This is a genomic window from Caloramator sp. Dgby_cultured_2 (assembly GCF_028872215.1).
In the GTDB taxonomy this organism is placed as follows: domain Bacteria; phylum Bacillota; class Clostridia; order Clostridiales; family Caloramatoraceae; genus Caloramator; species Caloramator australicus.
On record NZ_CP118396.1, the window covers coordinates 2,495,499 to 2,521,838 of the forward strand.

The following is a 26,340-nucleotide window of genomic DNA, read 5'->3' on the forward strand; positions in this document are numbered from 1 at the left end:
ATGAAAAAAAGCTTAAAAAGGCAATTAACTTTGTCTCATCTAATGCTTAGCATTTTTAGTATTCTTCTTATTATTATATTAACTAATTATATTTTGGAAAGGCAGTTTAGGGATTATATTATCAATAACATAAATAATAAAACAATAGAGATTTTGAATTCAGTTAAAGAGGAATATAAAGACGGAAAATGGGACGTAAAATCCATTGAAAGCATAGGTGTATCTGCATTAGAAAATGGTATGATACTAAAGCTTGTAGATAATCAGGGAGAGTTATTTGGGATGCTCATCTTCACAATAGCGGGCAATGCCAAAATATACTTGACCATTATTCAAAAATTATGATGAAAAGGTATCCAAATTTTAATGGTGGATATAAGGAGGAAATAAAAAAATCTACTCAGAGGATCAATTTATTGCAACTTTATATATAGGATATTATGGCCCCTACTATTATACAGATAATGATATAATGTTCTTAAATACTTTAAATGGGGTTTCTATTGTTGTTTCTATTTTAGCTATACTATTTGCACTTTTATTTGGTAGTTTGATTTCTAAGAGTATAGCAACTCCAATTATGAAAGTCTCAGATTCTACGAACTTACTGTCGAGGGGGGAATTTAAAAGTTTAGATTATAAATCTGAAATTTTGGAGATAGATGAATTAATCAACGCAATAAATTTACTTTCAAAAAGCTTGATGAACAGGAAAAATTAAGAAAAAGATTAACCCAGGACATATCTCATGAACTTAGAACGCCCATAACAACCATAAAGAGCCATGTGGAGGCTATGCTTGATGGGATTTGGCAGCCGACAGAGGATAGATTAAGAAGCTGTCTTGAGGAAATAGAAAGATTGAATAAGTTAATCGGGGATATTAAACTTCTTGCAGAATATGAAATCGAGGAAAGAATTGAAAAACATGAACTAAATTTAAGGGATTTGATAAAGAGCATAACCTTAAATTTCGAAAAAAGTCTTTTAGATAAAAGATTAGTTTTAGAAACTCACCTTGAAGATGTGTTTTTATATGCAGATAAAGATAAAATCACACAAGTTATTATAAATTTGTTATCAAATGCAATTAAATATTCAAGGGAAGGTGGCAAAATTTATATTGAGCTCAAAGGAACTAGTGAAGGCGTTTTTATTAGAATAAAAGATGATGGTATAGGAATTCCTAAAAAGATTTACCATATATATTTGAAAGATTTTATAGGGTAGATCAATCAAGGAATAAAAAAACAGGGGGAGCTGGTATTGGCCTTTCTATTGTAAAAAGGATTATTAACATGCATAACGGTGAAATATCAGTAAAAAGCGAATTGAATAAGGGAACCGAGTTTATTATAAAGCTGCCCTATAAATAAATTTTTTATTTTTGTTATAATAAGAATAATAAATACAAAAATGGGGTGACGATATGAATAGGATAGGTAAAAGAATTGAAGAGGCAAGAAATAGATCTTCAATCAGTGTAAAAGAACTTGCTAAAAAGCTTGGTGTTTCTCCAAACTATATAATGGAAATAGAAATGGGGAAAAAATAATTAGCGAGGATATGATAAAAAGGATTGAGAAATTGCTAAATGTTAGTTTGAATGAAGATTTATATGATGAAGTTGTTGAACCAGTTGAAAATATAAAGGATTATGAAAACCTTCCAGTAAATAAAGAGATGGAGGAGGCTTTTTCAAATATATTAAAGAAAATTCCCGTGTGTGATGTTTATTTTAAAGAGATATATGAATACAAAATGCTTCCTATAATCGATAAAAAGATTGAGGGATATAATGCTGAGAAAATAATTTTCATAAAGGCTCCAGACGATTCAATGAGGGGATTTAGGATATTAAAGGGAGATAATATAATGATTTTTAAAACCTCTGAAATAGAAAATAACTCTATATGTCTAATAGAGATTGATAAAAAAGAATGATAAGGCAGTTAAAAAGGCTTGATGCAAATAAAGTATTATTGGTAAGTCATGGCAATGATTTAAAAACTGAAACTTTAGATGTTAAATCTTTCACAAGTGGTAGGTAAATGTTTAAAGTTAGAAATAGATTTATAATGTTAACTTTTTAGCATCTTTTTTAATTTTTATTAATATTATAAATTAAATATTTACTAAAAAAGTATAACAAATATTTGAAACATCGGGATTTTTAAGAGAATTATGCATACTTGACGAACATATTCTGCCCCCTTTTGATATTTTCTGACGTTATTTTCGTAACAAAGTAGTTTAATTAATAAAATTTTACAAATTTTAAATATTGAATTATTCTGAAAAATGAAGTATTATTATTTTTAAGTTTAAAAATTAGTCAGGGGGATGTAAATGTCCGAAAAAGAGAAAACTGGGGAAGCAAATTAGGACTAATATTGGCAATGGCTGGTAATGCGATAGGTCTTGGAAACTTCTGGAGATATCCTTACCAGGCTGCAAAAACGGTGGAGGAGCCTTCATGATTCCATACTTTGCAGCACTTATACTTCTTGGTATTCCTCTAATGCTTGTTGAGTGGAATCAAGGAAGGTATGGCGGTAAATATGGTCATGGAACATTAGGACCAATGGTTTACCTTCAGGCAAGGGAAGGCGCAAATCCAAAGGTTGCAAGGATTCTTGGTGGACTTGCTGGTGCCTTAGCCCTTGGAGTTACTGTTCTTCTTAACTCATATTACAATCATATAATTGGTTGGACATTAGGATATGCCTTTGAAACTGCAACAGGCGGCTATATGGATAAGGCTATAAATACTGGTGAATATTTCGTTAAGTATATCCAAAGTCCAGGAAAGGTTATGGTATTCTGGCTAATTGCCCTTGCTGTATTAGGATTTGCAGTTATGAGGGGTATCCAAAAGGTATTGAAGCTTGGGCAAAATTCATGATGCCAACTATTTATGTGTTTGGTATTATTTTGATAATAAGAACTCTAACCCTTGGTGCCCCAGTTAAGCCCGAATGGACTCCAATTGCAGGACTTAACTATATCTGGTCACCAAGATGGCAGGATCTTAACTGGACAGCAGCCCTTGCTGCAGCAGGACAGATTTTCTTTACATTGTCCCTTGGTATGGGAATTATCCAAAACTACGCATCCTATTTAAAGCCTGAGGATGATATAGTTCTTTCAGGACTTGCAACGGTTTCATTAAATGAGCTTGCTGAGGTTATTTTGGGCGGAACAATCGCAATTCCTATAGCTTATACCTTCTTAGGACCTGAAGGATTAGGAGCGGGCGTTGGTTTGTCCTTTATAGCCCTACCAAATATATTCAGACAAATGGCGGGAGGACAAATATTTGGAACCTTCTGGTTCTTGCTACTATTCTTTGCAGGTTTTACAAGTGCTATAGCTATGTATAATTATCTAGTTGCCCTCCTTGAAGAGGAAGCTGGAGTTCCAAGAAGAGTAGGTTCGGTATTAGTATTTGTAATATACATTATATTTGGACTTCCAGTTGGACTTGAACCAATCCTTACAAAAACAGCTGACCTTGCATACCTTACAGAGCTTGACAACTGGGTTGGAAGTTATCTTCTTGTAGTTCTTGGACTTCTTGAAGTAATAGTTACTGGATGGCTTCTTGGATTAAAAGGACTTGAAGAAATGAACAAGGGAAGCTTCTGGAAGGTATCAAAGACCTTCTACAACGTGTTTATCCAATTCTTGACTCCGGTTTCAATAATAATACTTCTTGGTTTCTCAACAAGAGACTACTTTAAGGCTGGATACTTCAAGTGGATACCAAGCTTTGTTGAAAAGACACCACAACTTGTTCCATGGGTTTTAGCTGCAAGATTTGTAATGTTTGCAGTTTTAATCATTGGATTTATTCAGGCTTATAGAAATATCGGCAAGAAATATGGACAGGAAATTTATGAGGGAAGAGTCCTCGTAAGGAGGGATTAATATGTCAGGTGCGGCATTAACCTTCATGATTTTAGCTTGGGGTGTTATTATAGTAGCTGTTGGTGTTACTTTAAGTTCACTTTTAAAGCATAGCAAATAATAAAATGCCTCCCAAAAGGGAGGCATTTTTGGAGGGATTATATGGATAAAAACTTATTAAAGCTCTTAGATGATATTAAAATAAAACTTCAAAGGAGTAATTTAAAAAATAGCGATAAATATTTAAAGGATATTGACGCTATAAAGGAAAGTTATAAAGAACTTCAAGTAAAAGAAGAAAAAAGGATAATTTATGAAAGCATCCTAAATATGGGGAAGGATTTATTAAAGGAGGATAAGGATTTTAAAAATAAATTGGAGCTTTTTATAAGATACTGTAATGCTGCAGTTTATGATTTCAACGATAACATAAGGCCTTTAAGAAGGATTACTTTGAGCTTTACTATAACCAGTATGCTCTTTATGCTATTAGCCCCGCAGTATCTTTCTTATTTACTCCCTCTTCTTATGATTTTGCCTATATTTTTAGGGTTAAAGGGAATGAGAAAAAGAAGCTTAAACGGACTTATTTTAGGGTTATCAGTTATGCCGATATCAATTTTAAATTCAGTTATTATTATAAGAAATGCCTATCTTGTTAGAAATAATTTTAATAGTTTTTTATTAGATCTTTCAAAGACCTATGGAAGATCCTTAGAATTTGTTAAGGGACTTTTTATAATCTCAACCATTTTAGGTATTATAATGCTCTTTACATCGATCTATACTATTTATCTTGGATATAAATATAAAAAGATGTTTGTGTAGGCTGATATATCAGCCTTTTTATTTGCACAAAGAGGGAAGAAGTGGTATATTATAATATAAGCTGAAAATTTAGGGTGATGGTTATGGAAAGGATAGTAGAAAAGGTCAAGACAAATTATAAAGAAATAGCTTTAAGGTTGCTGTTTTTGCTTTCCATTGGAGGACTTACAAAGATTTATGTTATTTTAAATAACTATAGGGGAAGGTATATCATCTTAAAACAGCATTAGATACTATAATCCCCTTTAATAAATATTTTGTAGTTCCCTATCTTTATTGGTATATTTATATGGCTGTTGTCTTTGTGTATTTTGCTGTAACAGACGGGAAAAAATACTTTAAGCTTCTTTCTGGAATAATAATAGGAATGGCTTTATGTTTTGTTATATATTATTTTTTCCAACAACTGTTCCAAGGCCTCTACTTAAGGGGGACGATATATTTATAAAGGCTGTAAATTTTATATATAAAAGGGACAACCCATATAATTGTTTTCCGAGCATTCATGTTTTAGATTCCTTTTTAGCAGCAGTTTATATCAACAGAGAAGAAAATATCTCATATAAATTAAAAATTACATCTTCAGTTATATCCTTTTCCATAATTTTATCTACCCTTTTTATAAAACAACATTACGTTTACGATGCTTTATCTGCAATGGTTTTGGCATATATTATGTATTATTCTTTAAATTATGCAGCTATAGTTGAAAAAATCAGGCAAAAACCTCTATTGAGATTAATGAATAAAGGCACCTTAATAGGTGCCTTATTCCATACTGCTTTTTATAGCTTCGTTAATGTCTTGAATTTTAATATTTTTATAGAAGTAATTTAGAATTTCTTGATATGTTTTTCCTGAATTTGCAAGATTCATTGCAGCATATTGGCTCATTCCGACACCGTGGCCATATCCACCGCCAAATATGGTTATACTTTTAATTCGTGTCTGACCATATATTCTATCTATTATAAAGAATGGTGAAGGAAGACTTTTAATATTTTTAAGTTTTAACCCAGAAATAGTTTCAATATCAAATTCCTTTGGAGTTATGATAAATTTTATATTTGAAGGACCAATTATTTTATACTGTTTATTATCGGTAATTATAATCATTTCCTGTGGAACTCCGCTTTTGCTACGCTTTGATATATAAATATCCTTAATTTTTCCTATACCTTCTTCGGATAATGTTGCCTTTTTATATATGTTAAGGAACCATTTTTCCTTAATGTTATCCGGATCCTTTAAATATCTATTATATATATTTTCGCTTACTGCTTTATTTAGTTCACTATAATCGATGGACACCTTCCACCTAAAATAAGGAGAAGAGGAATCTATAGCTTTAACGGTCCAATCCTTGAAAAATTTTGAGGCATTCTCTTCTGAGGATATTTCGCTTATATTCTGATCGGTATAATTGTTAAAATCTAAGTATGGCTTTGGATTGTAATTTTTAACCTCTTGATAGACCTCATCATAGGCTGCACCTAAACCGCAGGAGGTTGAATAATATTTAGCGTCTATGATTTTTCCATCATAAGTTAAAACTTCTCCTTTAGTTTCTTCTATGGCTTTAATACAAAGATCGTTTGTAGGTCTTTCGTTATAAACTTGGCTTTGCGTTGTATCGTCTATATTAAAACCATGTTTTGAAAATCTTCCACCAAGTATTTCAGATAGGGCATAGGTCCTTGCTGCCACCGACTGAACCTTATATCCTTCTATTCCGCCGTATCCAGGCATTTCAGATGGGACGACGTATTTTAAATAATCCTCTATATTTATTTCGTTTATAATTCTAAGGCTTTTGTCCTTTAGGAATATTTCTAAATTTCCATAATATTCGGGAGTATATCCGTTTTCTCTTTTAAGGATGTAATAAACACAGGATTTTCAGATGAAATGAAAATCCTTTTATCGGTTATTATCATGTCCTTTCTTTTTGATAAGAATCTTTAGGAGATTCAATAAGTATTTTTATTTTATTGCCTAATACTCTAAAGCTTGCAATTTCTTTTTCTTAACATCTATTTCAAAGTCCTTAGAATATATCCTAAAGCCTTTTTGGATGTAATTGTAATAAGGTTATGGTCATAGGAGGAAAAGTTATAGGTTGATAGACCAACTCGTATTTTATCTATAATAGGGAATTCGGTAAGGATAATTGCTTTAATAGTATCTTCATCCAATATAAATTGATAACTCGATTGGCCAACTATTAAAAAGCTTTTTTGGCCAGTTTATAATTATCGTTGTCTTTTATATAATAATTTATATTTTGGGATATTTTATATATAGTGTCATCGATATTTATATTATTTATATCTTTAGAATATACCTTGCCTGATATTGATTTCAAAGGCTTAAAATAGACAGTTCTAATCCCCTTTAACTTTATTTTATAAGCTGCCGCATCGATAAAATCCTTTTTCTTTATGTTTACCCATTTTATGTTTTTATCATAAATTATTTTTAATCTGTAATAATTTTTAAGTTCCTTTTTTCTACAACAAGACCACAATCGATGTCAACTGGGAAAAAAATAGAAAATATGCAAGGATTGATAGCAAAACAAATGTTAATGGGATTATATATCTTAAAGGACTTTTGCTTTTCCTTTTTCTTCTCATATCATCACCTCAAACTTTTACTGTATTTATTTTACAATAATATTTTACTTTATTAAAGGGAATTTTTATTGTTGTTTATAAAAAAAATGCTAAAATAATTTTAGCCTACATCCTTTTGGAGTGGGACTTTATAAAAAGAGGTGTTTTATATGAAAATCGGTTTTATTGGCGCTGGAAAGGTAGGTTCTGCCTTTGGACGCTATCTTTATGAAAAGGGTTTTAAAATTACAGGGTATTTTAGCAGGACAGAAGACTCAGCAAGAAAGGCTGCTGAGTTTACTAAGTCTAGTGTTCTTTCAATTCAGGAACTTGCAGAGGAATCAAACTACATATTCATAACAACACCGGATGGTGCCATATCAGAAGTTTGGGAAAATCTTAAGAAATTCAATATTAAAGGAAAGAAAATATTTCACATGAGCGGATGCCTAAGCTCTGATGTTTTTAATGGAAGCATGGACTTAGGCGTAGATTCATATTCTTTTCATCCCTTATATCCCTTTACAGATAAAAATTGCTATGACAAATTGAATAAAGTTATATTTTCCTTAGAAGGGGAAAATATAGAGAATATAAAAGAATTTTTAGACAGAGCAGATCTTAAATATTTTCTTTTGAACAAACAAGATAAGGTAAAGTATCATGCAGCGGCAGTTTTTGCGTCAAACTATTTAGTTGCCATATCAAAAATTGCTAAAGATTTACTTTTAGAATGTGGAATCAAGGAAGAATTTATTATAGATGCTATTTATCCCTTGATGGAGGGGCCCTTTTAAATATAAAGGAAAAGGGGATAGAGGATGCCTTGACGGGACCTATTGTTAGAGGGGATTATAAAACGATAAATATGCATTTAAAGAGTTTAAGGGAGTATAAGGATATTTATAAAAAACTCGGACTTGTTGCCCTTGGTATTGAAAGGGAGAAATCTTGTGATGATGAAAAGGCAAAAATCTTGATGAAATAGAATTTTTACTAAGGAGTGAAGAAATATGAAAAGGACAGTATCAAGTTTTAAAGAAGCAAAACAAAAGGGACAAAGGCTTACTATGCTTACGGCCTATGATTATTCTATGGCAAAACTTATAGATGAAGCAGGGATAGATGGGATTTTAGTTGGTGATTCATTGGGTATGGTGGCTCTTGGATATGAAAACACCTTATCAGTTACCGTCGATGATATGGTTCATCACATAAAGGCAGTTGCAAGAGGGGCGAAAAATGCCCTTATAGTTGGGGATATGCCTTTTTATCCTATCATATATCAATTAAAGAATCTATAAAAAATGCAGGAAGGTTAATTCAAGAAGGAGGATGTCATGCTGTAAAACTAGAAGGTGGAATTGAGGTTTTAGATAAGGTAAAGGCGATAATAAAGGCTCAAATTCCGGTTATGGGCCATATTGGATTGACTCCTCAGTCGGTAAATATGCTTGGGGGATTCAAAGTTCAAGGAAAGACTAAGGAGAGTATAAAAAAGCTCATAGATGATGCAAAATACTTAGAAGACGCAGGAGTTTTTGCGATTGTTTTAGAGGCAGTTCCAGATGAGGTTGCAAAATTAATTACGGAATCCATATCAATCCCTACTATTGGAATAGGTGCAGGTAAATACTGCGACGGACAAATACTTGTTGTTAACGATATGCTGGGACTTTTCAGCGACTTTGTTCCTAAATTTGTAAAAAATATAGAAATCTTGGCGATGAAATTAAGGGAGCAATAAAGGAATATATTGAGGAGGTTCGAAGGGGAGATTTCCCAGAGGATTCTCACTCATTTAAAATAGACAAAGACATAGTGGAAGAAATAAAAAGGCTTTATTAGGAGGTTTAAGGATGGAAATAATAAGAAGTGTAATAAAAATGCAGAATAAAGCAAAGGAGCTTTTAAAGGAAGGAAAAACTATTGGATTTGTTCCTACCATGGGATATCTTCACGATGGACATAAAAGCCTTATAGAAAGGGCACGAAGGGAAAATGATATTGTTGTGGTAAGCATTTTTGTTAATCCCACTCAATTTGGCCCTAATGAGGATTACGATAGATACCCAAGGGATGAGGAAAGGGATAAAAAATATGTGAAGCAGCAGGATGCGATATAGTGTTTATTCCCGAGAGGGAGGATATGTATGGAGAAAACTATTCAACATACGTTGAAGTTTTAAACTTAACTGAGGGGCTTTGTGGTGCCTCAAGGCCAGGACATTTTAGAGGCGTTGCAACGGTTGTAACTAAGCTTTTTAATATTGTAAAACCAACAAGGGCATATTTTGGGCAAAAAGATGCTCAGCAGCTTGCGGTAATTAAAAGAATGGTAATGGATTTGAATATGGATGTAGTAATAGTTCCTTGCCCTATAGTTAGGGAAGAGGATGGCCTTGCTATGAGTTCAAGGAATACCTATCTTAATGAAGATGAAAGAAAACAAGCCCTTGTTCTTTATAAATCCCTAAAGCTTGCGGAGAAAATGATAATAGATGGTGAAAGGGATGTAAAAAGGATAAAGGATGAGATGGTAAATTTAATTAAAACCTCAAAGGATGCTGTAATAGATTATGTGGAATTTGTCGACAATCAAAATTTAAAGCCTGTAGATAAAGTAGAAGGAGAAGTTTTAATAGCTCTTGCAGTAAAGATTGGAAAAACAAGGTTAATAGATAATACAGTTGTTAGAGCATAAGGAGGATGACTATGCTTTTAAATATGTTAAAATCTAAGATACACAGAGCTACTGTCACTGAAGCCAATTTAAACTACGTAGGAAGTATAACCATAGATGAAGATCTTATGGATGCGGTAGGAATATTGGAAAATGAAAGGGTCCAAATAGTTAATATAAATAATGGTAAAAGGCTAGATACCTATGTAATTAAAGGTGAAAGAGGTAAAGGAGATATCTGCCTTAATGGAGCAGCCGCAAGGCTTGTTCATCCAGGGGATAAGATTATAATAATGGCCTATTGCTTTGTTGATGAAAAGGAAGCAAAAACCTAAAGCCTAAGATTGTTCTTGTTGATGAGAATAACAAAATAGTAGAATTCTTACATGAGGAGCCTAAAAAATAGTTTAAGCACCCCTTAGGGTGCTTTTGTTATATCTAGGTGAAAATTTTTTATCCTTTCAATTTCCTCCTCCTTAGCTCCCAAAAGATATAAAGCCTTAAAAATATATTCATCTGCCTTTTCAGAGTAAAATTCAGGTGATGTTGCGGCTGTTATAAGGTCGATATTTTCAAAATAGGGAAGCTTATCAAAGGTTAATACAAAATAATCTATAGTTTGTTCACCAACCCTTGTTAAAACATCAAAGGTATAGTGGATTAGATTTTCTTCAACTACTAATGATTTTAAGAGATTTTGAGGGACAAATTTTTTGTAGACCTTCTCGTCCTTTAAATCATATGAATTATCAGGAACAACCCAGTAAATTTCATTTATAAAACCGTCCCTGATGGCATACCACATATAGTCGTCGCAGTTCATATCTAAATCCTTTAATAGGGTAAGATCCTTTTGTTTATTTCTATAAAGGTCGCTGTGGGCATCGATGTGGATTACGGTATTATTTGTAGTTCTTTTTATCCACCAATATGTGTAGGACTTTTTATGGTTTGTAAAAAATTTTTTTCCTTTGAGTTTAGCAAACCATGGTTTTGTAGGTTGGATACAAAGTTATAAATATCATCTATAAAACAGCCTTCACCTTTATATAATCTTTTGTTGTTTTCACCTTCTTGTTTTATGGGTTTTATTAGAAAATCTAAATCTATATCAACATAAATTCCCATTTTTTCACCTCTTTAGTAGTTGATTATAATTGCGTTTTGTGTGATAATTATTTAGTAAAATATGTAAAATAAATTATCTACAAATTCCAGTTGAACCTTCTCAGTTTTGATTATTAAAGCGTCCTTACTCGTGACTTTAGTCATGAGTAAGGACGCTTTAATAATAACATATATTATTTGTGTATTACAACTTATATTAGTTAAAAGTTTGTTTTGTGTAACAACATATGTTACAATAACTATGAGGTGAAAGTATGGAAAAAGCTTTTAAATTTAGGCTTTATCCTAATAAACAACAAATAGAGCTCATAAATAAAACCTTTGGTTGTGTTAGGTTTGTATATAACTACTACCTTGCTAAAAGAGAAGAAGAATATAAAACTAAAGGGATAACATTTAATTATAACAAATGTTCTGCTGACTTAACTAAACTTAAACAAACTAATACATGGCTAAAAGAAGCAGATAAGTTTGCACTTCAAAATTCGCTCAAAGACTTAGACAAAGCATTTAAGAATTTTTTGAAGGTAGAGCAAATTATCCAAAGTTTAAGTCAAAGAAATGTAAATACCAAAGCTATAGAACAACATTTACAAATAACAACATTGAAATTAAAGGAAACAAAATCAAACTACCTAAATTAGGCTGGGTAAAGTTTGTAAAATCAATGGAAGTAGAGGGTAAAATACTAAATGCAACTATAAGTAGAACTCCAACGGGGAAATATTTTGTTTCAATTTGTTGTAGTATAGAAAAAACTACAGAAAAGTCTAAAACTAACAAAGTAATCGGTATAGATTTAGGAGTAAAGCATTTTCTGATAGATAGTGAAGGTAACAAAATATCCAATCCTAAATATCTTATAAAGTTAGAAAAAAGACTTATTAAGGAACAAAGGAAGCTTTCTAAAAAACAATTAGATAGTAGTAACTATAAGAAACAAGCTAAGAAAGTAGCAAAAATACATGAGAAGATAAGAAACCAAAGGGAAGATTTTTGCAAAAGTTGTCCTCTAAAATTATAAACGAAAACCAAGTTATAATTTTGGAGGACTTAAAGGTTAAGAATATGTTAAGAAATAACAAACTATCAAAGTCCATATCAGATGTAGCATGGTCAAAATTTGTAAACATGCTTGAATATAAAGCATTATGGTATGGAAGAACAATAGTAAAAGTAGATATGTTTTATCCATCGAGTCAAATATGTAATGTATGTGGTTATAAAAATGAAGAAGTAAAAGACTTAAACGTAAGGGAGTGGGAATGTCCAATATGTAGGACAGTCCATGATAGAGATGTAAATGCAAGTAAAAATATATTAAAAGAAGGAAAGAGCATATTAGGTATAGCATAAGTAAAAACAGTAGGGTAGGGACTACCCGAATTAACGCCTGTGGAGATAGTAGGTTACGAGGTTGATGAAGCAGGAATCCCCGACTTTAGTCGTGGGAGGTTCAATATAAAATAGTTTTAAACCTATGCTTTAAGGAGATGGGAATTTGAAAAAAGGGTGTTTTTATTTTGCTTTATATTCTTTTTCTATTTAATATAGATATTAAAGCATCATCAAATAAATATTATAACAAGTTTTATGACTCATTAAAATATTCTCTCCTGCACAAAAAAATACCATAAAATTATCTGGCTATGATTATACAAAATTTAATATAAATGGAAATGTGAAAAAAATAATGTTGACGTATAAGAATGCAAAGTATATAGTAACGAACGTAAAAACGGTGAAGAAATCAAGGAATTTAACTTATATTTATGTTAAATATAAGGATGCAAATTATGTAGCAAACACAAGGAGAGAATTTGATGATATTTTGCTTAAAGTAATAAAATCTGGAATTACTTCAACATCTATAAAGATAAACGGATATACAAAAACTATAATTTTGAAAGGATAATAGACTCTTTAGATTTATCAAGTTCAAGTTTCTTTTTAACTGGTTTTTCCTATAAGGTATATCAGCATGGTTTGATTCCAAATCAAGTTATAGTAGATTTTACTTTTAAATATAATGATTTATCACAGTATAGGTATCCTAGTCAAAAATATGTTTTAAAAAATAGGTCAGATTTATATAATGCTATTAAAGATGAACTTTATAATTTAAGCGACAGGATTTATCTTCAGTTTGCCGATGCTATGATATTTGAAAAACCAAGTATAGTTTTTGACTATATAACTAAGGTTTTGGAGGATTATGGTGAATTATATTATATTAAATCCTACGGATATATATCTTTTGGTTCAAATGTTGTGGTCTTAATAAATTATACCTTCCCAAGGAATAATATTAAATATATGCGTCAGCATGTAGAAATAAAGGCAAAGGATATTTTAAGCAGGATAATCAATGATAATATGTCGGAATATGAAAAGGAACTTGCCATTCATGATTATCTTGTAAGTAATACCAAATATGATTATGCAAATGTTATAAAAAATACTGTTCCAGATGAATCCCATACATCCTATGGAGCTCTCATAAAAGGTATTGCTGTCTGCGATGGATATGCTACGGCTTTTAATATACTTTTGAGAATGGCGGGAATTGAAAATAAGATAGTTTATGGCTTTGCAAATGGAGTCCCCCATGCTTGGAACTTAGTAAAGTTGGATGGGCAGTGGTATCATGTTGATGTTACTTTTGATGATCCTGTTGTTAACGGTGGCGAAATGGATATAATTTCCTATAGATATTTTAACGTCACTGATAATCAGATTTTAATTGACCATAGCTTTGACAGAACACGATATCCAAAATCATCTACAATTCCATATACACCTTTAAAATGAGGCGTTAGCCTCTTTTTTCTTTTATTTTTTAAAAAAGGTGTATAATATAAATGCGAACAAATGTTCGGGTGGTGGTGATGTGAGAAGGATTTTGCATGTAGATCTTAATGCTTTTTATGCTTCTGTTGAAGAGGCGAAGGATGAAAGTTTAAAGGGGAAGGCTATTGCAGTGGCAGGAGATAAGGACAAAAGAAACGGCATTATATTAACGGCCTCTTACGAAGCAAGGAAATTTGGTATTAGAACCGGTATGACAATTCAGGAGGCTAGAAATTTATGTCCTAATATTATTTTTATTAAACCTCATTTTAAAGACTACATGGATTATTCTAATAGAGTAATGGACATTTTACGGGATTATACTCCGGATGTTGAGGTATTTAGCATTGATGAGGCTTGGCTAGATGTTACTGGGTGTGAAAGGCTATTTGGTGATGCTAAAAAAATTGCCGATACTATAAGGGAAAGGATAAAAGGGAACTTAAGATAACAGCCAGCATAGGTGTTTCTTATTGTAAACTTATGGCTAAAATGGCTTCGGACCTTAAAAAGCCTGATGCTACAACGGTAATAGAACCGGAGGATATTAAAGAAAAAATATGGCCCCTTCCAGTTGAAGATTTGTTTGGCGTTGGAAGGAGAATGAAAAGAAAACTCAATAATATTGGTATATTTACAATAGGCGATCTTGCCAATATGCCTATGTCTGTTATAGAAGATAAGTTTGGAAAGGTTGGCAGATACCTTTGGAAATTTGCTAACGGAATAGATGACTCTAAAGTAAACCCTAATTCAAGGCAAATCAAAGGCATAGGTAATTCCATAACTACGCCGAGGAACGTTGTTAATATGGAGGAAGCATCCGAGGTTTTAATGGCTCTTTCTGAAAGTGTAGGTAAAAGGCTCAGAGAACATGGACTGGAAGGAAGTATCATTGAAATTATTATAAGATATTCAGACTTTACAACAATAATAAGACAGAGAAAACTGTGTTTTTTACGGATATTACATATGAAATATATAAATCTTCCATGAAACTATTTAATGAAACTTGGGATGGAAGACCTTTAAGGCTTTTAGGTGTTAGAATAACAGGGCTTAAAAGGTGCGATGATTTTAAGCAGATAAGTATATTTGATGATGACAAAAAATAAAATATGAAAAAATAGACAAATGCATAGACTTGATTAGAGAAAAATATGGATATAATTCCGTCATAAGAGCAAAGCTTTTAACCAATGAAAGCTATAGAATGATAAAAATAGTTTCTGATGAGGAGTGGATTCCTATGCAATCCTACAACAAAGGTGGTGGACAGATATGAAGATGGTTAGAGAAATTGTAGATGCAATAGTCTTGTTTGAAAAGAATAATGTAAACCCTATGTTTATATCATCAAGCAGGGGCAATATTAAGATAAACAAGGTAATTAAAGTCTTCAAGGAAAGGAGAAACTTAAGGGATTGCTATATTTATATATGCTTGGTAGAGGGGAGGCAGGACCCAATAGAGCTAAGATGGGAGGTGGAAAGCAATAAATGGTATATGGAGAAGATATGACTAAGAAATACGAATTATACAATAAATTATGTTTTATAAATTTTATACATTAACGAACTATACATAAAATCCAATAAAAAAGTTGACTATTTTTAGTTGCCATGATATTATAGTAAATGTGATTTAGGCCATCCATATAATCCTAAGGATATGGCTTAGGAGTCTCTACCGAGGGGCCGTAAACCCTTCGACTATGGATGAGCTAGGGGTATTGCCATCTAGCTCTCCATAGCTAGATGGCAATTTTTGTTAGGGAGGGATTGTTGTGATGACGACGGCAACAAAAAAGGATTCTTAGAGAGGATTTTTCATTTAAGTGATGCTGGAACGGATGCTAAAACTGAAATTTTAGCAGGAATTACAACATTTATTACAATGGCCTATATTATATTTGTAAATCCTAATATACTTAAGTTTGCAGGAATGAATAGCCAAGGAGCCATCGGCGATGCAGCGGCAAGTTTTAATGCTATAAACGATCCGGTTGTAGCTTCCGTCTTTGCAGCAACGGCAATTTCAGCAGCAATAGGAACATTTATAATGGCTCTTTATGCAAATGTGCCCTTTGCACAGGCACCAGGTATGGGGCTTAATGCCTTCTTTACCTACAGTGTTTGTATAAATCTTGGTTACACATGGCAGGAAGCTTTAGCGGCAGTGTTTATTTCAGGTGTCCTTTTTATAATAATTACTGTAACATCTTTAAGGGAAAAGATTGTTGATGCTCTTCCTAAGAATCTTAAGCTTGCTATATCAGGAGGTATAGGACTTTTTATAGCTCTAATAGGCTTAAAAAACGGAAGTATAGTTGTAGACAACCCTGCCACTCTTGTTGGTTTTGGAAGTTTTACAGATAAGCATGCCCTTTTAACTTTGATTGGAATTATAATAACTTCTATATTAATGGCAAGAAGGGTAAAAGGTTCTATTTTAATAGGAATAATAGCAACTACGATAATAGGAATTCCAATGGGAATAACGAATATTTCTGGAGTTAAGATTTTAAGTATGCCTCCATCCCTTGCACCAACATTTATGAAGGCTGATTTTAGAGGACTTTTAGGGGTAGGAGGAGCAGGTCTTGTTGGTGCAATAAGCAGTGTTATAATGGTGGTTATATCCTTTAGCTTAGTTGATATGTTTGATACTATAGGAACTTTAGTAGGAACTGCACAAAAGGCTAATATGCTAGATGAGAATGGAAGAATGAAAAACATGAATAAAGCTCTCCTGGCAGATGCAGTTGCAACTTCTTGTGGTGCTCTGCTTGGAACAAGCACAGTAACCACATATGTAGAGTCAACAGCAGGCATTTCAGAGGGTGGAAAGACTGGACTTACATCCTTTACAGTTGGAGTTTTATTCTTACTTTCGCTATTCTTTGGCGGAGTAGTAGGTATTGTTCCTTCAGAGGCTACAGCTCCAGCCCTTGTTATAGTTGGAGTTCTTATGATGGGAGCAGTAAAAGATATAGATTTTAACGATTTTACAGAGGCACTGCCAGCCTTCTTTACAATTGCTATAATGCCCTTTAGCTATAGCATTGCAAACGGTATAGCAGCAGGAATCATATTCTATCCAATAGTTAAAATAGTTACAGGTAAAGGTAAAGAAGTGCATCCTATTATTTATGTCTTAGCTGTGTTGTTTATATTAAGATTCACAATGTTCCCCCATTAGATTTTTATATAAAAGTGAGGCAAAGAAAATTTCTTTGCCTCACTTTTATATTATGATTTTTACATTTTCACCGCTATGACTTACTATATTGACAAGCTCTAAACCTTTATATTTTTTAAGCTCATCAAAGGCTATACATAGAGCATCCCAATCTAAAGAATTTACATATTTTAGATCTTCTTCGTCAAGATATTTGCTTGCAACTTTTTTACCTAACTTAAGGGAGAGTTTAATAATAGATATAGGTAAAATAATTGGAATAGTAAATTTTGATTTTGGAGTTTTAATAAAAATTTTCATAATATCACCTATTCAATGGTAACCTCAACTATATCGCCCTCTGCGCTTTTTACATCCACTATTTTCCCAATCACAGAGGCATCAAGAGCTTCAATTAAGGCATTCATATCTATATTTGTGATTTGATCACCCATTGTTATTGGGAATTTCCCTGTAGCCTTTAAGATTGCTTTTGCTGCCTTTACTGGAAAGTTTACGTTTACATTGTCACCTTCATGGGATAGAACCTTAACCTTTAGAATTTTGTTGTCATAGTCATTATTGCTTTTTTCTTCCCTTTGATAAAGGGCATCGATAAGTTCTGCTGCCTTTTCCTGAGATATCTTCCCATCACTTACCATACTTAAAATCCTTAAAATTTCATCCTTCATAATATCCCCCTCTTTAATTAATCCTTTAACATTTTAATAGCCTCATCGGGTGTTATTTCACCCTTTTCCAGCATATCAAGGACGTCCTTTTCCTTTTCAGATTTTTGTTTGATAGGGTAACCAAGGGCTAAAATTACTTCGTCGAGTTTCGAACGAGCAGTTGGATAGGATATGGAAAGTTCCTTTTCAACATCTTTAATATTTCCCTACATTTTATGAATACTTCTACAAAATCCAGCTGTTCTTTGGTTAGATATGAGAGATTAGAAAGTTCAAATTCGTTCTCAATTGTAGTTCCACATTTTTTACAGCTAAGTCTTGTGATTTTTAATTTAGAATCGCAAACAGGACAACGAGTGATTATCTTGTATCCCATATTTTCACCATCCTTGATTTTATTATAGCACTTATATTAAAAAAATCAATATATATATTAAAAAAATTAAACTAAAAATTAAAAAAATTAATATTATAATTAATTTATTGAAGAAATAAAAAAGCACAGTATATTGAATATACTGTGCTATAAACCAACATTAGGCATAAAGCTCTTCCTTTTGATCAAGGACCATTTGTGCGATATTGTTAGCATGGTCGCCTATTCTTTCGAGATTGCTTAATATATCAAGGAATACAGTTCCACTGACGGGGTTGCATATTCCCCTTGATAATCTATCGATATGATCTTCTCTAAATCTTTTTCAAGTTCATCTATTTTCCCTTCTGTTTCGATTACATCTTCTGCCTTTATAAAGTCAGTATTCTCAAGAGCCTCAATTGATGAGTCGATAGCAAATTTAACTGTTTCATACATTTTTGTAAGCTGCGATATTGCAGACTCTGAGAATGGGAGCTTGTTATCAATCTTATATTGAGCAAGTTCAGCAAGGTTGTCTGCATGGTCTCCAACTCTTTCTATATCGTTTACGACGTGGAAAAGCCCAGATACAAGCTCCGATTGTTCTTCTGATAAAGAGGTATTTGAAAGAGCAACCATGAAGCCAGTTATTTCTCTTTCAAGGAAGTTGATGACTTCTTCTGTGTTGAACACTTGTTTTATAGCATTTTCATCTTCGTTTATAATAGCATCTATTGCAGTTGAAAGATTCTTAGATGCTAATCTACCCATTCTTATAACTTCTTTTACAAGCTGTCCCACAGCTATTGATGGAGTTTCTAAAAGTCTTCTATCAAGATGTTCTAATGTCATGACATCTTCCTTGTCTTCTTTTCCTGGTATTAACCAATTAACAAATTTAACAAGAAAAACTATGAATGGAGCTTGTATTAAAGTATTTGTTATATTGAACATAGTATGGGCATTTGCTATTTGTCTTTTAATATCCCCACCTAATACAGGGATTAGTTTTACAACAACAGGAAGTATAAGCATAAATATTATAGTTCCTATGATATTAAATGTTAAGTGTATAAGGGCTGCCCTTTTAGCGTTTTTGCTTGTTCCAATACTTGCAAGAAGAGCTGTAACACAAGTTCCTATATTATCACCAAATAGTATCGGAAGAGCAACAGCAAGAGGCATTGCATTAAGCCCTGCAAGAGCCTGTAAAATTCCGATTGTTGCACTACTGCTTTGAACAACTGCTGTCATTCCAAGTCCAACAAAAACCCCCATTATTGGATGCTGTCCGATGGTAGTTATCAAATTTTTAAACTCATCAAGTTCAGTCAGTGGCCTCATAGATTTTTCCATTATCTTCATTCCAACGAAGAGCATACCAAAACCGAGAATTATTCCACCAAGATCCTTCGTTCTTTTTCTTTTTCCAAACATAACCATTATAGTTCCAATAGCAAGCACTAATGGGGCGATGTCTGTAAGCTTGAATGCTATTAACTGAGCTGTCATTGTAGTCCCTATGTTTGCACCCATTATAACCCCGCTGCTTGAAAAAGGTCCATAAGTCCTGCGTTCACAAATCCTACCGTCATAACGGTTGTTGCACTACTGCTTTGAATAATTGCAGTGACAAAGGCACCCACTAAAATCGCAAAAACTCTGTTTCTTGTGAGGGTTTCAAGGATCTTTTTGAGCCTATTTCCAGCAGCCTTTTGCAGGCCATCCCCCATTGTTTTCATACCAAAAATAAAAAGGCCAAGTCCTCCAAGAAGCTCAAATATGTTTTTCCAACTCATACTATACCTCCATTGTCTGTTAAAAATAAGTTAACACCAGGTTAAATTATAGTAAATTTGCAGTAAAGAAGTGTTAAATTCATGTTAAGTTTATGTTAATTATGTATTTGAAATTATTGTTAATGCCGATTAAATCCTGATATTTGGATTTAAAGGCAAAATACTACTTCAGCAAAATAATTAAGCTGCCCACATGGGCAGCTTAATTATTTTGTTGCCATTTCTAATGCTTTTTAACAGCTTCAATATAGCTCTTTGAACTTCCTGTTACACCAGCAACTGTTTCAACATCAGCTGAATTTTTTCAACGAATCTTTTTGCCATTTCTTCGTTTGCAGCCTTAGCTTCTTTTAATGGGTATGTTGCATAATCTTTAAACTTGCCGTCCTTACCTACTTCTTGGAGGACAACATTTGTTATTTTATCATCCTTAATTGTAACATATGCAAGTGCATAGCCGTTTTGTGCAGATTGATCTGAAGTTGCAAGGAATGTTCCATCAAAGTATTTCTTTCCATCCTTTTCTTTGCTTGCCTTTTCAAGTGCCCTTGAAACTGCTTCCTTATACTTTTTGGAACTATTTGTTACACCAGTGTAATCATCAACATCAGCTGAATTTTTTCAACGAATCTTTTTGCCATTTCTTCGTTTGCAGTTTTAGCTTCTTTTAATGGGTATGTTGAATAATCCTTAAGTTTTCCATATTCATTAACTTCATATAATTTAACTTCAGTTATTTTATCATCCTTTATTGTAACTTCTGCATAGGCAAAGCCACGAGATTCTGGAGTAGCATCTGAATATCCAATGTATGTGCCGTCGTTGTATTTTGTGCTTGTTGCAGTGTTGGCATTGTTATTTGTGTTGCTGTTGGTATTGTTGTCTGTTTGCTTTGAACAAGCTGCGAATAATGGAATTAATAATAACATTGATAATACTAAAGCTAAGAATTTTTTCATAAATATCCCTCCTGTTTGTTAAAAAATAAACTGCAATATACAACATCTTCCAAGAATATTTTAACATAGTTTAAAATTTATTTCAATTAATAATTTTTATTGAAATTATTTTTAAAAAGATTTAATATAATATTAACGAATTAAATACGGGGGTGATTTAATGACAAAAAAATAGTGATCCTGGGTGCCGGGTATGGAGGTGTTAGGGCTGCAAAATTGTTAAATAAAAGACTAAAAAACATGATGTAGAGATTAATCTCATAGATAAAAATCCATACCATACCCTTATGACTGAACTTCATGAGGTTGCTGGAGGAAGGGTTGAAGAGGATGCTGTAAAAGTGGAGCTAAAAAGATTGTTCCACAGGAGCAAGGTTAATGTTATTGTTGATCAAATAATTGATGTTGATTTTAAAAACAGGAGATTGACATCAAAGGAAGCAATTTATGAATATGATTATTTGATATTAAACATAGGAAGTGAACCTGCTTTCTTTGGAGTTAAAGGTGTTCAAGAATACGGTTTTACATTATGGTCTTTAGAGGATGCTAAAAATATTAGAAGACATATTGAAGACATGTTTGAAGAAGCTTCAAAAACCACAAGCAGCGAAGAAAGAAGAAAATTATTAACCTTTGTAGTAGCAGGTGCAGGCTTTACAGGAGTTGAAATGGCAGGGGAACTTGCAGAATTTAAAAAAGAATTGTGCTATAAATATAATATAGATGAAAAAGAAGTTAGAGTAATGATAGTTGAGGCTTTAGATACCATACTGCCTACTTTGAACGAAAAACTTATTAAAAAGGCAAGATATTATATCAACAAGTTAAACATAGAGCTAAGAACCTCATCTCCTATTGTTGAAGTTTCCGAGGATAAGGTTGTCCTTAAAAATGGAGATGTAATTAATACTAAAACCCTTATTTGGACATGCGGGGTTCAAGGTAATTCATTTGCTTCTAAGTTAGATATAACTTTGGGTAAAAGAGGAAGAATTTTAACGAATGAATATATGCAAAGCGTTGATTATGACAATGTTTATGTTATTGGCGATATAACATATTTTGAAGAAGATCAAAAACCGGTTCTTCAGGTTGTTGAAACTGCTCTTCAAACTGCGGATGTTGCAGCTGAAAATATAGTTGCAGATATCAAAGGCAGTGAAAAGAAAAGGTTCAAATCAAACTATCATGGCTTTATGGTATCTATAGGTTCTAGATACTGCGTTGCAACCTTGATGAATAAAAATGTTACAGGATTTTTTGCAATGGCAGCAAAACATCTTGTAAATATGCATTATTTATTTGGAATCGGCGGATTTTTATTGATATGGGACTATTTTAAACATCATTTTATGGACATTAAAAATAATAAATCTATGGTTGGAGGACATTTTGCTTCTAAAACGCCTACTTTCTGGCTTGTTCTTTTAAGATTATTTATAGGAATAATGTGGTTGATAGAAGGATTGGGCAAAGTAAAACAAGGCTGGCTAAGTCCAGATAAAATATTTATTGTAACAGCTTCAAGTGTTTCTGGAGCATCCCAAGCAACAGAGGCTGTTGCTTCGGCATCCCAGGCAGTAAGCCAGGCTGTTCCACTTTTAAAGCAGCCACCTGAATTTTATCAACAATTTATGCATATATTTGTTGAGCCCTTTGCTTATTATTTTCAAGTGATGGTAGTATTAGCTGAGATAGGAATAGGTTTAGCATTGATAGCAGGTCTTTTTACAGCATTAGCATCATTAGCATCGATTTTCTTGTGCTTTAACTTTATATTGTCTGCTATGGCAGGTAAGGAAATACTCTGGTATATATTTGGCGCTATAGCCCTTTTAGGAGGAGCTGGACGTTCCTTTGGACTTGATTATTATGTAGTTCCATGGTTCTATAAATGGTGGGAAAAGACTTTTAGAGGTAAATTAAACTTTAAATCTAAAAGAGGGGAATATATGAAAAAGCATGACATATATATAATAGTTATTACACTCATAATAGCTCTTTCCATCCAAGGATTTTACATGTTTAGCAAAAAGGAAAAGGTGAATACGTTCACATATATAAGGGAGGAAAATTATATAAAAGCTTAAAGCTAAGTGAGAATAATAAAGTTGTAATTACGGATGGGAAAGATATCAATATAATCGTAATAGAGAATGGATGCGTTTACATGAAGGAAGCAAATTGCCATGACGGGCTATGTGTAAAGATGGGTAAAATCTCAGGGGCAGGGGAAAGCATTGTTTGCCTGCCCCATAAAATTGTTGTTGAGATAGAAGGAGAAAAAAGGATATAGATGATTCTACGTATTGAGGTGGCATCATGAAAACTAGAAGACTTGTATTTAGTTCAGTTTTAATTTCAATTGCACTTTGTCTTTATATAATTGAAATGTATATTCAATTGCCATTTACCTTTCCAGGTGCAAAAATAGGTCTTGCTAATATTGTTACTGTTATCTCTTTATATATTTTAACTCCATACGAAACACTTTTAATTGTTATAATAAGAGTAGTATTGGGTTCTATTTTTAGCGGAAATTTATCTTCTTTTTGTTTAGCGTATCTGGTGCTATCCTAAGTTTTATTATGATGCTAACTTTACTTAAAATTAGCAAAAATATATCCCCAGTTGGAATAAGTATGGTTGGAGGAATATTTCATAATGTTGGACAAGTTCTAGTTGCTATGTTTATATTAAACAATATCAATATTTTTGGTATTTGCCATTTTTATTAGTTACAGGGCTTGTTACAGGAATATTTATAGGATATGCAGCAAACTTTTCTATTGAACATCTTAGAAGAATACAATTTAAGATAGAAAGGTGATCAAATGTCAGGATTTTGGGATAATATTGATTTTGTGAGGGATGAACTTCAGAAGGTAAATAAAATAATTAAAAGAAAAGTAAGGTGCAGCGAAAAAACGATAGAAAGTGCGTTGATAGATATATTTGACAATAACGGAAAAATGCTAAGACCTGGATTTGTTATCTTGGCTGCGTCATTTGGGGAATATGATTCTGACAAGATGACTCAAATTGCTGCAGCTGTTGAAATGTTTCATAACGCAACTTTAATTCATGATGATATACTGGATGATTCTAAGATTAGGAGAAACATGAAAACTGTTCAAGAAAAATATGGAAAAGAGGCTGCCGTTCTAATAGGGGATTTTCTCCTTTCAAGGTGTATGAGTTTATTGACGGTTTGCGATCAGGTTGATACTATAAAGGGCGTTATAAGAAGCATGGAAAGGCTAAGCGTTGGAGAGATAAATCAAATGATGACAAAGAAAAGAACGGATGTTTCTATAAATTCTTATCTAAAAAGGATTGCTGCAAAAACAGCAATATTGTTTTCCCTTAGCTTTTTTATAGGAGCTGTGGAGTCTAGGTGTTCAAAGGATATTGCTAATAGATTAAAAAAATAGGATTTGATCTTGGAATGGCTTTTCAAATAAAGGATGATATATTGGACTTGATAGGAGATAGGACTTTTGGAAAAAGCATTGGACATGATCTAATGGAGGGAATTTATACTCTTCCAGTTATTTATGCATTAAGACATGATAAAGAGCTAGAAGAAATTTTAAGCAGCGATAAGATTGAAGACTTAAATTATTTGATCGACAGAATAATTAAGAACGGTGGAATAGAGTATTCTGAAGGACTAGCAAAAAGATATACAAGTAAAGCTTTAAAAAATATAGAGACTCTTCCTAATAATAGCTCTAAATTGGTTTTAAAAGAAATAGCATTACAACTTGCTGAAAGGAAATATTAAGATAATTAAAGGATTTTAATTTTTCTTGGCAAATAACAAACAAATAAGACTAAAATAGTAGTTTTAAGAGCTTTTAATTTTCAGAATTTGGAAGTATAATAAAAAAACATATAAGGGGGTTTATTTGTTTGTTATATGTTTGGATTATAATAGCACTTTTAGGAATATTGACAGATATCCTGACAAGTGCTTATCTATTTTTGCCTTCACGATAGGGGCTATTTTTGCCATTGTAGCTTTAATTTTTAATGCCTCAAATTTAATTCAGATTATAATTTTTTCAATTGTCAGTGCTTTAACTTTAGGAATAAGCTATCCTTTTATCAAAGAGACCTTAAAAAAGACTGTAAAGAGGACCTTGAGGATGGAAGAGGAATATATAGGAATGGAACTTACGGCAGAAGAGGATATAATTGATAAGGCTCATATTAAAATTAACGGAATTTATTGGCTTGCTAAAAATACTGGGGAGATAATAAAAAGGGGAGAAAGGTTTAAGATCATAGGCATAGAAGGAAGTAAGTTTTTAATCCAAAAAGTAAGGGGGAAAAATATGAATATCATAGCTAATGTTTTTTGGTGTTAATTGTATTTATAGTTTTAATTGTTGTAATTTCGTCAATTAGGATTGTTAATACTGGTTATTTATACGTGGTTGAAAGGTTCGGTCAGTTTCACAGGATATTGGAGCCTGGGTGGCACTTTATAGTTCCAATTGCTGATTTTGTTAGGGCAAAGGTTTCGACAAAGCAACAAATACTTGACATTGAACCACAATCGGTTATCACTAAAGATAATGTAAAAATTTCTATAGACAACGTAATTTTTTATAAAGTAATGGATGCAAGGGCAGCAATTTATAATATTGAAAATTACAAAGCGGGTATAATTTATTCTACAATAACTAATATGAGAAATATCGTAGGAAATATGACCCTTGATGAGGTATTATCAGGTAGGGATAAAATTAACAATGAACTTTTAAGGGTTGTTGATGAAATTACAGATGCTTACGGTATTAAAATACTTTCTGTTGAGATTAAAAACATAATTCCTCCAGCGGAAATTCAACAGGCAATGGAAAAGCAGATGAAGGCAGAAAGAGATAAAAGAGCAGCAATACTTCAAGCAGAAGGTGAAAAACAAAGCGCCATTGCAAAGGCAGAAGGGTTAAAGCAGGCTAAAATTCTAGAGGCAGAAGCAGAAAGAGAAGCAAATATAAGAAGAGCAGAAGGTCAAAGAGAAGCACAGCTTCTTGAAGCAGAAGGTAGGGCTATGGCAATAAGAAAGATCGCAGAAGCTCAGGCAGAAGCCATTAATCTTGTAAACAAGGCAATAATTGAATCGGGAACAAATGAAGTAGTTATAGCACTAAAGCAGGTTGAAGCACTACAAGAGATGGCTAAAAATCCAGCAAATAAAATCATACTTCCCAATGAAGCTATATCAAGCCTTGGCAACATTGCAGCAATTGGAGAAATGCTTAAAAATAAAGGGATGCTCAGCATCCCTTTATATATTTTGCTTCGAATTCTTCCTTAGGCAAAGG

At 32.6% G+C, this 26,340-nt stretch carries 25 protein-coding genes, 12 pseudogenes and 1 riboswitch; of the genes and pseudogenes, 28 read left to right on the top strand and 9 right to left on the bottom strand.

Features of this window, described 5'->3' with window-relative positions; all coding sequences use genetic code 11:
- The 10 genes and pseudogenes from PWK10_RS17480 (at position 1) to PWK10_RS17525 (ending at position 5,574) form a co-directional block, all read left to right on the top strand.
- Positions 1 to 345, top strand: coding sequence for a hypothetical protein (locus tag PWK10_RS17480; RefSeq protein WP_274766912.1), 345 nt, complete (start codon positions 1 to 3; stop codon positions 343 to 345).
- 127 nt (positions 346 to 472) lie between these two features.
- Complete coding sequence (locus PWK10_RS17485) at positions 473 to 721, top strand: hypothetical protein (RefSeq protein WP_274766913.1); 249 nt, start codon at positions 473 to 475, stop codon at positions 719 to 721.
- A gap of 53 nt (positions 722 to 774) precedes the next feature.
- Positions 775 to 1,376, top strand: a pseudogene (locus PWK10_RS17490) (sensor histidine kinase).
- A 53-nt stretch (positions 1,377 to 1,429) separates the two neighbouring features.
- On the top strand, positions 1,430 to 1,555 hold the full coding sequence (locus PWK10_RS17495) for a helix-turn-helix domain-containing protein (protein ID WP_274766914.1): 126 nt from the start codon (positions 1,430 to 1,432) through the stop codon (positions 1,553 to 1,555).
- A 32-nt stretch (positions 1,556 to 1,587) separates the two neighbouring features.
- The gene (locus PWK10_RS17500) at positions 1,588 to 1,944 is read left to right on the top strand and encodes a hypothetical protein (RefSeq protein WP_274766915.1); all 357 of its coding nucleotides are present in this window, start codon (positions 1,588 to 1,590) and stop codon (positions 1,942 to 1,944) included.
- A 455-nt stretch (positions 1,945 to 2,399) separates the two neighbouring features.
- Positions 2,400 to 2,905, top strand: a pseudogene (locus PWK10_RS17505) (hypothetical protein).
- Positions 2,905 to 3,930 (top strand): hypothetical protein, encoded by a 1,026-nt coding sequence (locus tag PWK10_RS17510; protein WP_274766916.1) that lies wholly within the window; start codon positions 2,905 to 2,907, stop codon positions 3,928 to 3,930. Before PWK10_RS17505 ends, PWK10_RS17510 begins: the two are co-directional and overlap by 1 nt.
- 141 nt (positions 3,931 to 4,071) lie before the next feature.
- Positions 4,072 to 4,737, top strand: a complete 666-nt coding sequence (locus PWK10_RS17515; protein WP_008908306.1) for a hypothetical protein — start codon at positions 4,072 to 4,074, stop codon at positions 4,735 to 4,737.
- A gap of 83 nt (positions 4,738 to 4,820) precedes the next feature.
- Positions 4,821 to 4,967, top strand: a complete 147-nt coding sequence (locus PWK10_RS17520) for a hypothetical protein (RefSeq protein ID WP_274766917.1) — start codon at positions 4,821 to 4,823, stop codon at positions 4,965 to 4,967.
- Between the two features lie 145 nt (positions 4,968 to 5,112).
- On the top strand, positions 5,113 to 5,574 hold the full coding sequence (locus tag PWK10_RS17525; RefSeq protein ID WP_274766918.1) for a phosphatase PAP2 family protein: 462 nt from the start codon (positions 5,113 to 5,115) through the stop codon (positions 5,572 to 5,574).
- Here PWK10_RS17525 and PWK10_RS17530 read toward each other — a convergent pair.
- Positions 5,506 to 6,618: a SpoIID/LytB domain-containing protein gene (locus PWK10_RS17530; RefSeq protein WP_342455831.1), complete on the bottom strand. Its 1,113-nt coding sequence runs from the start codon at positions 6,616 to 6,618 to the stop codon at positions 5,506 to 5,508. The genes PWK10_RS17525 and PWK10_RS17530 overlap by 69 nt on opposite strands.
- A gap of 343 nt (positions 6,619 to 6,961) precedes the next feature.
- Positions 6,962 to 7,264: a hypothetical protein gene (locus PWK10_RS17535; protein WP_274766919.1), complete on the bottom strand. Its 303-nt coding sequence runs from the start codon at positions 7,262 to 7,264 to the stop codon at positions 6,962 to 6,964.
- A gap of 258 nt (positions 7,265 to 7,522) precedes the next feature.
- Here PWK10_RS17535 and PWK10_RS17540 point away from each other — a divergent pair.
- The 4 pseudogenes from PWK10_RS17540 to panD all read left to right on the top strand — a co-directional run bounded on the left by PWK10_RS17540 (position 7,523) and on the right by panD (position 10,441).
- Positions 7,523 to 8,340 (top strand): annotated as a pseudogene (locus PWK10_RS17540) (Rossmann-like and DUF2520 domain-containing protein).
- Between the two features lie 25 nt (positions 8,341 to 8,365).
- Positions 8,366 to 9,200 (top strand): annotated as a pseudogene (gene panB, locus PWK10_RS17545) (3-methyl-2-oxobutanoate hydroxymethyltransferase).
- An 11-nt stretch (positions 9,201 to 9,211) separates the two neighbouring features.
- A pseudogene (gene panC, locus PWK10_RS17550) lies at positions 9,212 to 10,056 on the top strand (pantoate--beta-alanine ligase).
- A gap of 11 nt (positions 10,057 to 10,067) precedes the next feature.
- A pseudogene (gene panD, locus PWK10_RS17555) lies at positions 10,068 to 10,441 on the top strand (aspartate 1-decarboxylase).
- A 12-nt stretch (positions 10,442 to 10,453) separates the two neighbouring features.
- Here the strand turns inward: panD and PWK10_RS17560 are convergent.
- The gene (locus PWK10_RS17560; protein WP_274766920.1) at positions 10,454 to 10,858 is read right to left on the bottom strand and encodes a hypothetical protein; all 405 of its coding nucleotides are present in this window, start codon (positions 10,856 to 10,858) and stop codon (positions 10,454 to 10,456) included.
- Positions 10,859 to 10,953: 95 nt separating this feature from the next.
- Positions 10,954 to 11,163, bottom strand: coding sequence for a hypothetical protein (locus PWK10_RS17565; protein ID WP_274766921.1), 210 nt, complete (start codon positions 11,161 to 11,163; stop codon positions 10,954 to 10,956).
- A gap of 254 nt (positions 11,164 to 11,417) precedes the next feature.
- On the opposite strand from PWK10_RS17565, the pseudogene tnpB reads away from it, so the two are divergent.
- The 8 genes and pseudogenes from tnpB (at position 11,418) to PWK10_RS17605 (ending at position 17,214) form a co-directional block, all read left to right on the top strand.
- Positions 11,418 to 12,519, top strand: a pseudogene (gene tnpB, locus PWK10_RS17570) (IS200/IS605 family element RNA-guided endonuclease TnpB).
- Positions 12,520 to 12,844: 325 nt separating this feature from the next.
- Entirely contained in the window at positions 12,845 to 13,078 is a 234-nt protein-coding gene (locus tag PWK10_RS17575) for a hypothetical protein (protein WP_274766922.1), read from the top strand.
- A 71-nt stretch (positions 13,079 to 13,149) separates the two neighbouring features.
- Positions 13,150 to 13,974, top strand: coding sequence for a transglutaminase domain-containing protein (locus PWK10_RS17580; protein ID WP_274766923.1), 825 nt, complete (start codon positions 13,150 to 13,152; stop codon positions 13,972 to 13,974).
- Positions 13,975 to 14,053: 79 nt separating this feature from the next.
- The gene (locus PWK10_RS17585; RefSeq protein WP_274766925.1) at positions 14,054 to 14,464 is read left to right on the top strand and encodes a DNA polymerase Y family protein; all 411 of its coding nucleotides are present in this window, start codon (positions 14,054 to 14,056) and stop codon (positions 14,462 to 14,464) included.
- Positions 14,465 to 14,505: 41 nt separating this feature from the next.
- Positions 14,506 to 15,128, top strand: a pseudogene (locus tag PWK10_RS17590) (DNA polymerase Y family protein).
- A gap of 29 nt (positions 15,129 to 15,157) precedes the next feature.
- Positions 15,158 to 15,298 (top strand): hypothetical protein, encoded by a 141-nt coding sequence (locus PWK10_RS17595; RefSeq protein WP_274766926.1) that lies wholly within the window; start codon positions 15,158 to 15,160, stop codon positions 15,296 to 15,298.
- Complete coding sequence (locus PWK10_RS17600) at positions 15,295 to 15,534, top strand: hypothetical protein (protein ID WP_008909985.1); 240 nt, start codon at positions 15,295 to 15,297, stop codon at positions 15,532 to 15,534. Before PWK10_RS17595 ends, PWK10_RS17600 begins: the two co-directional genes overlap by 4 nt.
- A 112-nt stretch (positions 15,535 to 15,646) precedes the next feature.
- Positions 15,647 to 15,748, top strand: a riboswitch (purine riboswitch).
- 32 nt (positions 15,749 to 15,780) lie between these two features.
- Positions 15,781 to 17,214, top strand: coding sequence for an NCS2 family permease (locus tag PWK10_RS17605; protein WP_274766927.1), 1,434 nt, complete (start codon positions 15,781 to 15,783; stop codon positions 17,212 to 17,214).
- Positions 17,215 to 17,259: 45 nt separating this feature from the next.
- On the opposite strand, the gene PWK10_RS17610 is transcribed toward PWK10_RS17605, so the two are convergent.
- The 5 genes and pseudogenes from PWK10_RS17610 to PWK10_RS17630 form a co-directional block, all read right to left on the bottom strand.
- Entirely contained in the window at positions 17,260 to 17,514 is a 255-nt protein-coding gene (locus tag PWK10_RS17610) for a hypothetical protein (protein WP_008909983.1), read from the bottom strand.
- A gap of 8 nt (positions 17,515 to 17,522) precedes the next feature.
- Positions 17,523 to 17,885: an SHOCT-like domain-containing protein gene (locus PWK10_RS17615; protein WP_008909982.1), complete on the bottom strand. Its 363-nt coding sequence runs from the start codon at positions 17,883 to 17,885 to the stop codon at positions 17,523 to 17,525.
- A 17-nt stretch (positions 17,886 to 17,902) separates the two neighbouring features.
- A pseudogene (locus PWK10_RS17620) lies at positions 17,903 to 18,261 on the bottom strand (DUF2089 family protein).
- 160 nt (positions 18,262 to 18,421) lie between these two features.
- A pseudogene (locus PWK10_RS17625) lies at positions 18,422 to 20,042 on the bottom strand (Na/Pi cotransporter family protein).
- Between the two features lie 584 nt (positions 20,043 to 20,626).
- The gene (locus tag PWK10_RS17630) at positions 20,627 to 21,001 is read right to left on the bottom strand and encodes a hypothetical protein (RefSeq protein ID WP_274766928.1); all 375 of its coding nucleotides are present in this window, start codon (positions 20,999 to 21,001) and stop codon (positions 20,627 to 20,629) included.
- Between the two features lie 287 nt (positions 21,002 to 21,288).
- Between PWK10_RS17630 and PWK10_RS17635 the strand changes: the two genes are divergently transcribed.
- The 6 genes and pseudogenes from PWK10_RS17635 (at position 21,289) to PWK10_RS17660 (ending at position 26,333) form a co-directional block, all read left to right on the top strand.
- Positions 21,289 to 23,094 (top strand): FAD-dependent oxidoreductase, encoded by a 1,806-nt coding sequence (locus PWK10_RS17635; protein WP_274766929.1) that lies wholly within the window; start codon positions 21,289 to 21,291, stop codon positions 23,092 to 23,094.
- Positions 23,061 to 23,300 carry a NusG domain II-containing protein gene (locus PWK10_RS17640; RefSeq protein WP_274768365.1) on the top strand — a complete coding sequence of 80 codons (240 nt, stop codon included), beginning with the start codon at positions 23,061 to 23,063 and terminating at the stop codon, positions 23,298 to 23,300. The genes PWK10_RS17635 and PWK10_RS17640 overlap by 34 nt, the downstream gene beginning before the upstream one ends.
- A 95-nt stretch (positions 23,301 to 23,395) precedes the next feature.
- Positions 23,396 to 23,742 (top strand): annotated as a pseudogene (locus PWK10_RS17645) (Gx transporter family protein).
- A gap of 234 nt (positions 23,743 to 23,976) precedes the next feature.
- Positions 23,977 to 24,791, top strand: a pseudogene (locus PWK10_RS17650) (polyprenyl synthetase family protein).
- A 124-nt stretch (positions 24,792 to 24,915) separates the two neighbouring features.
- Positions 24,916 to 25,377 (top strand): NfeD family protein, encoded by a 462-nt coding sequence (locus tag PWK10_RS17655; protein ID WP_274766930.1) that lies wholly within the window; start codon positions 24,916 to 24,918, stop codon positions 25,375 to 25,377.
- Positions 25,368 to 26,333 carry an SPFH domain-containing protein gene (locus tag PWK10_RS17660; RefSeq protein WP_274766931.1) on the top strand — a complete coding sequence of 322 codons (966 nt, stop codon included), beginning with the start codon at positions 25,368 to 25,370 and terminating at the stop codon, positions 26,331 to 26,333. The genes PWK10_RS17655 and PWK10_RS17660 overlap by 10 nt, the downstream gene beginning before the upstream one ends.
- The last annotated feature ends 7 nt before the right edge of the window (positions 26,334 to 26,340 follow it).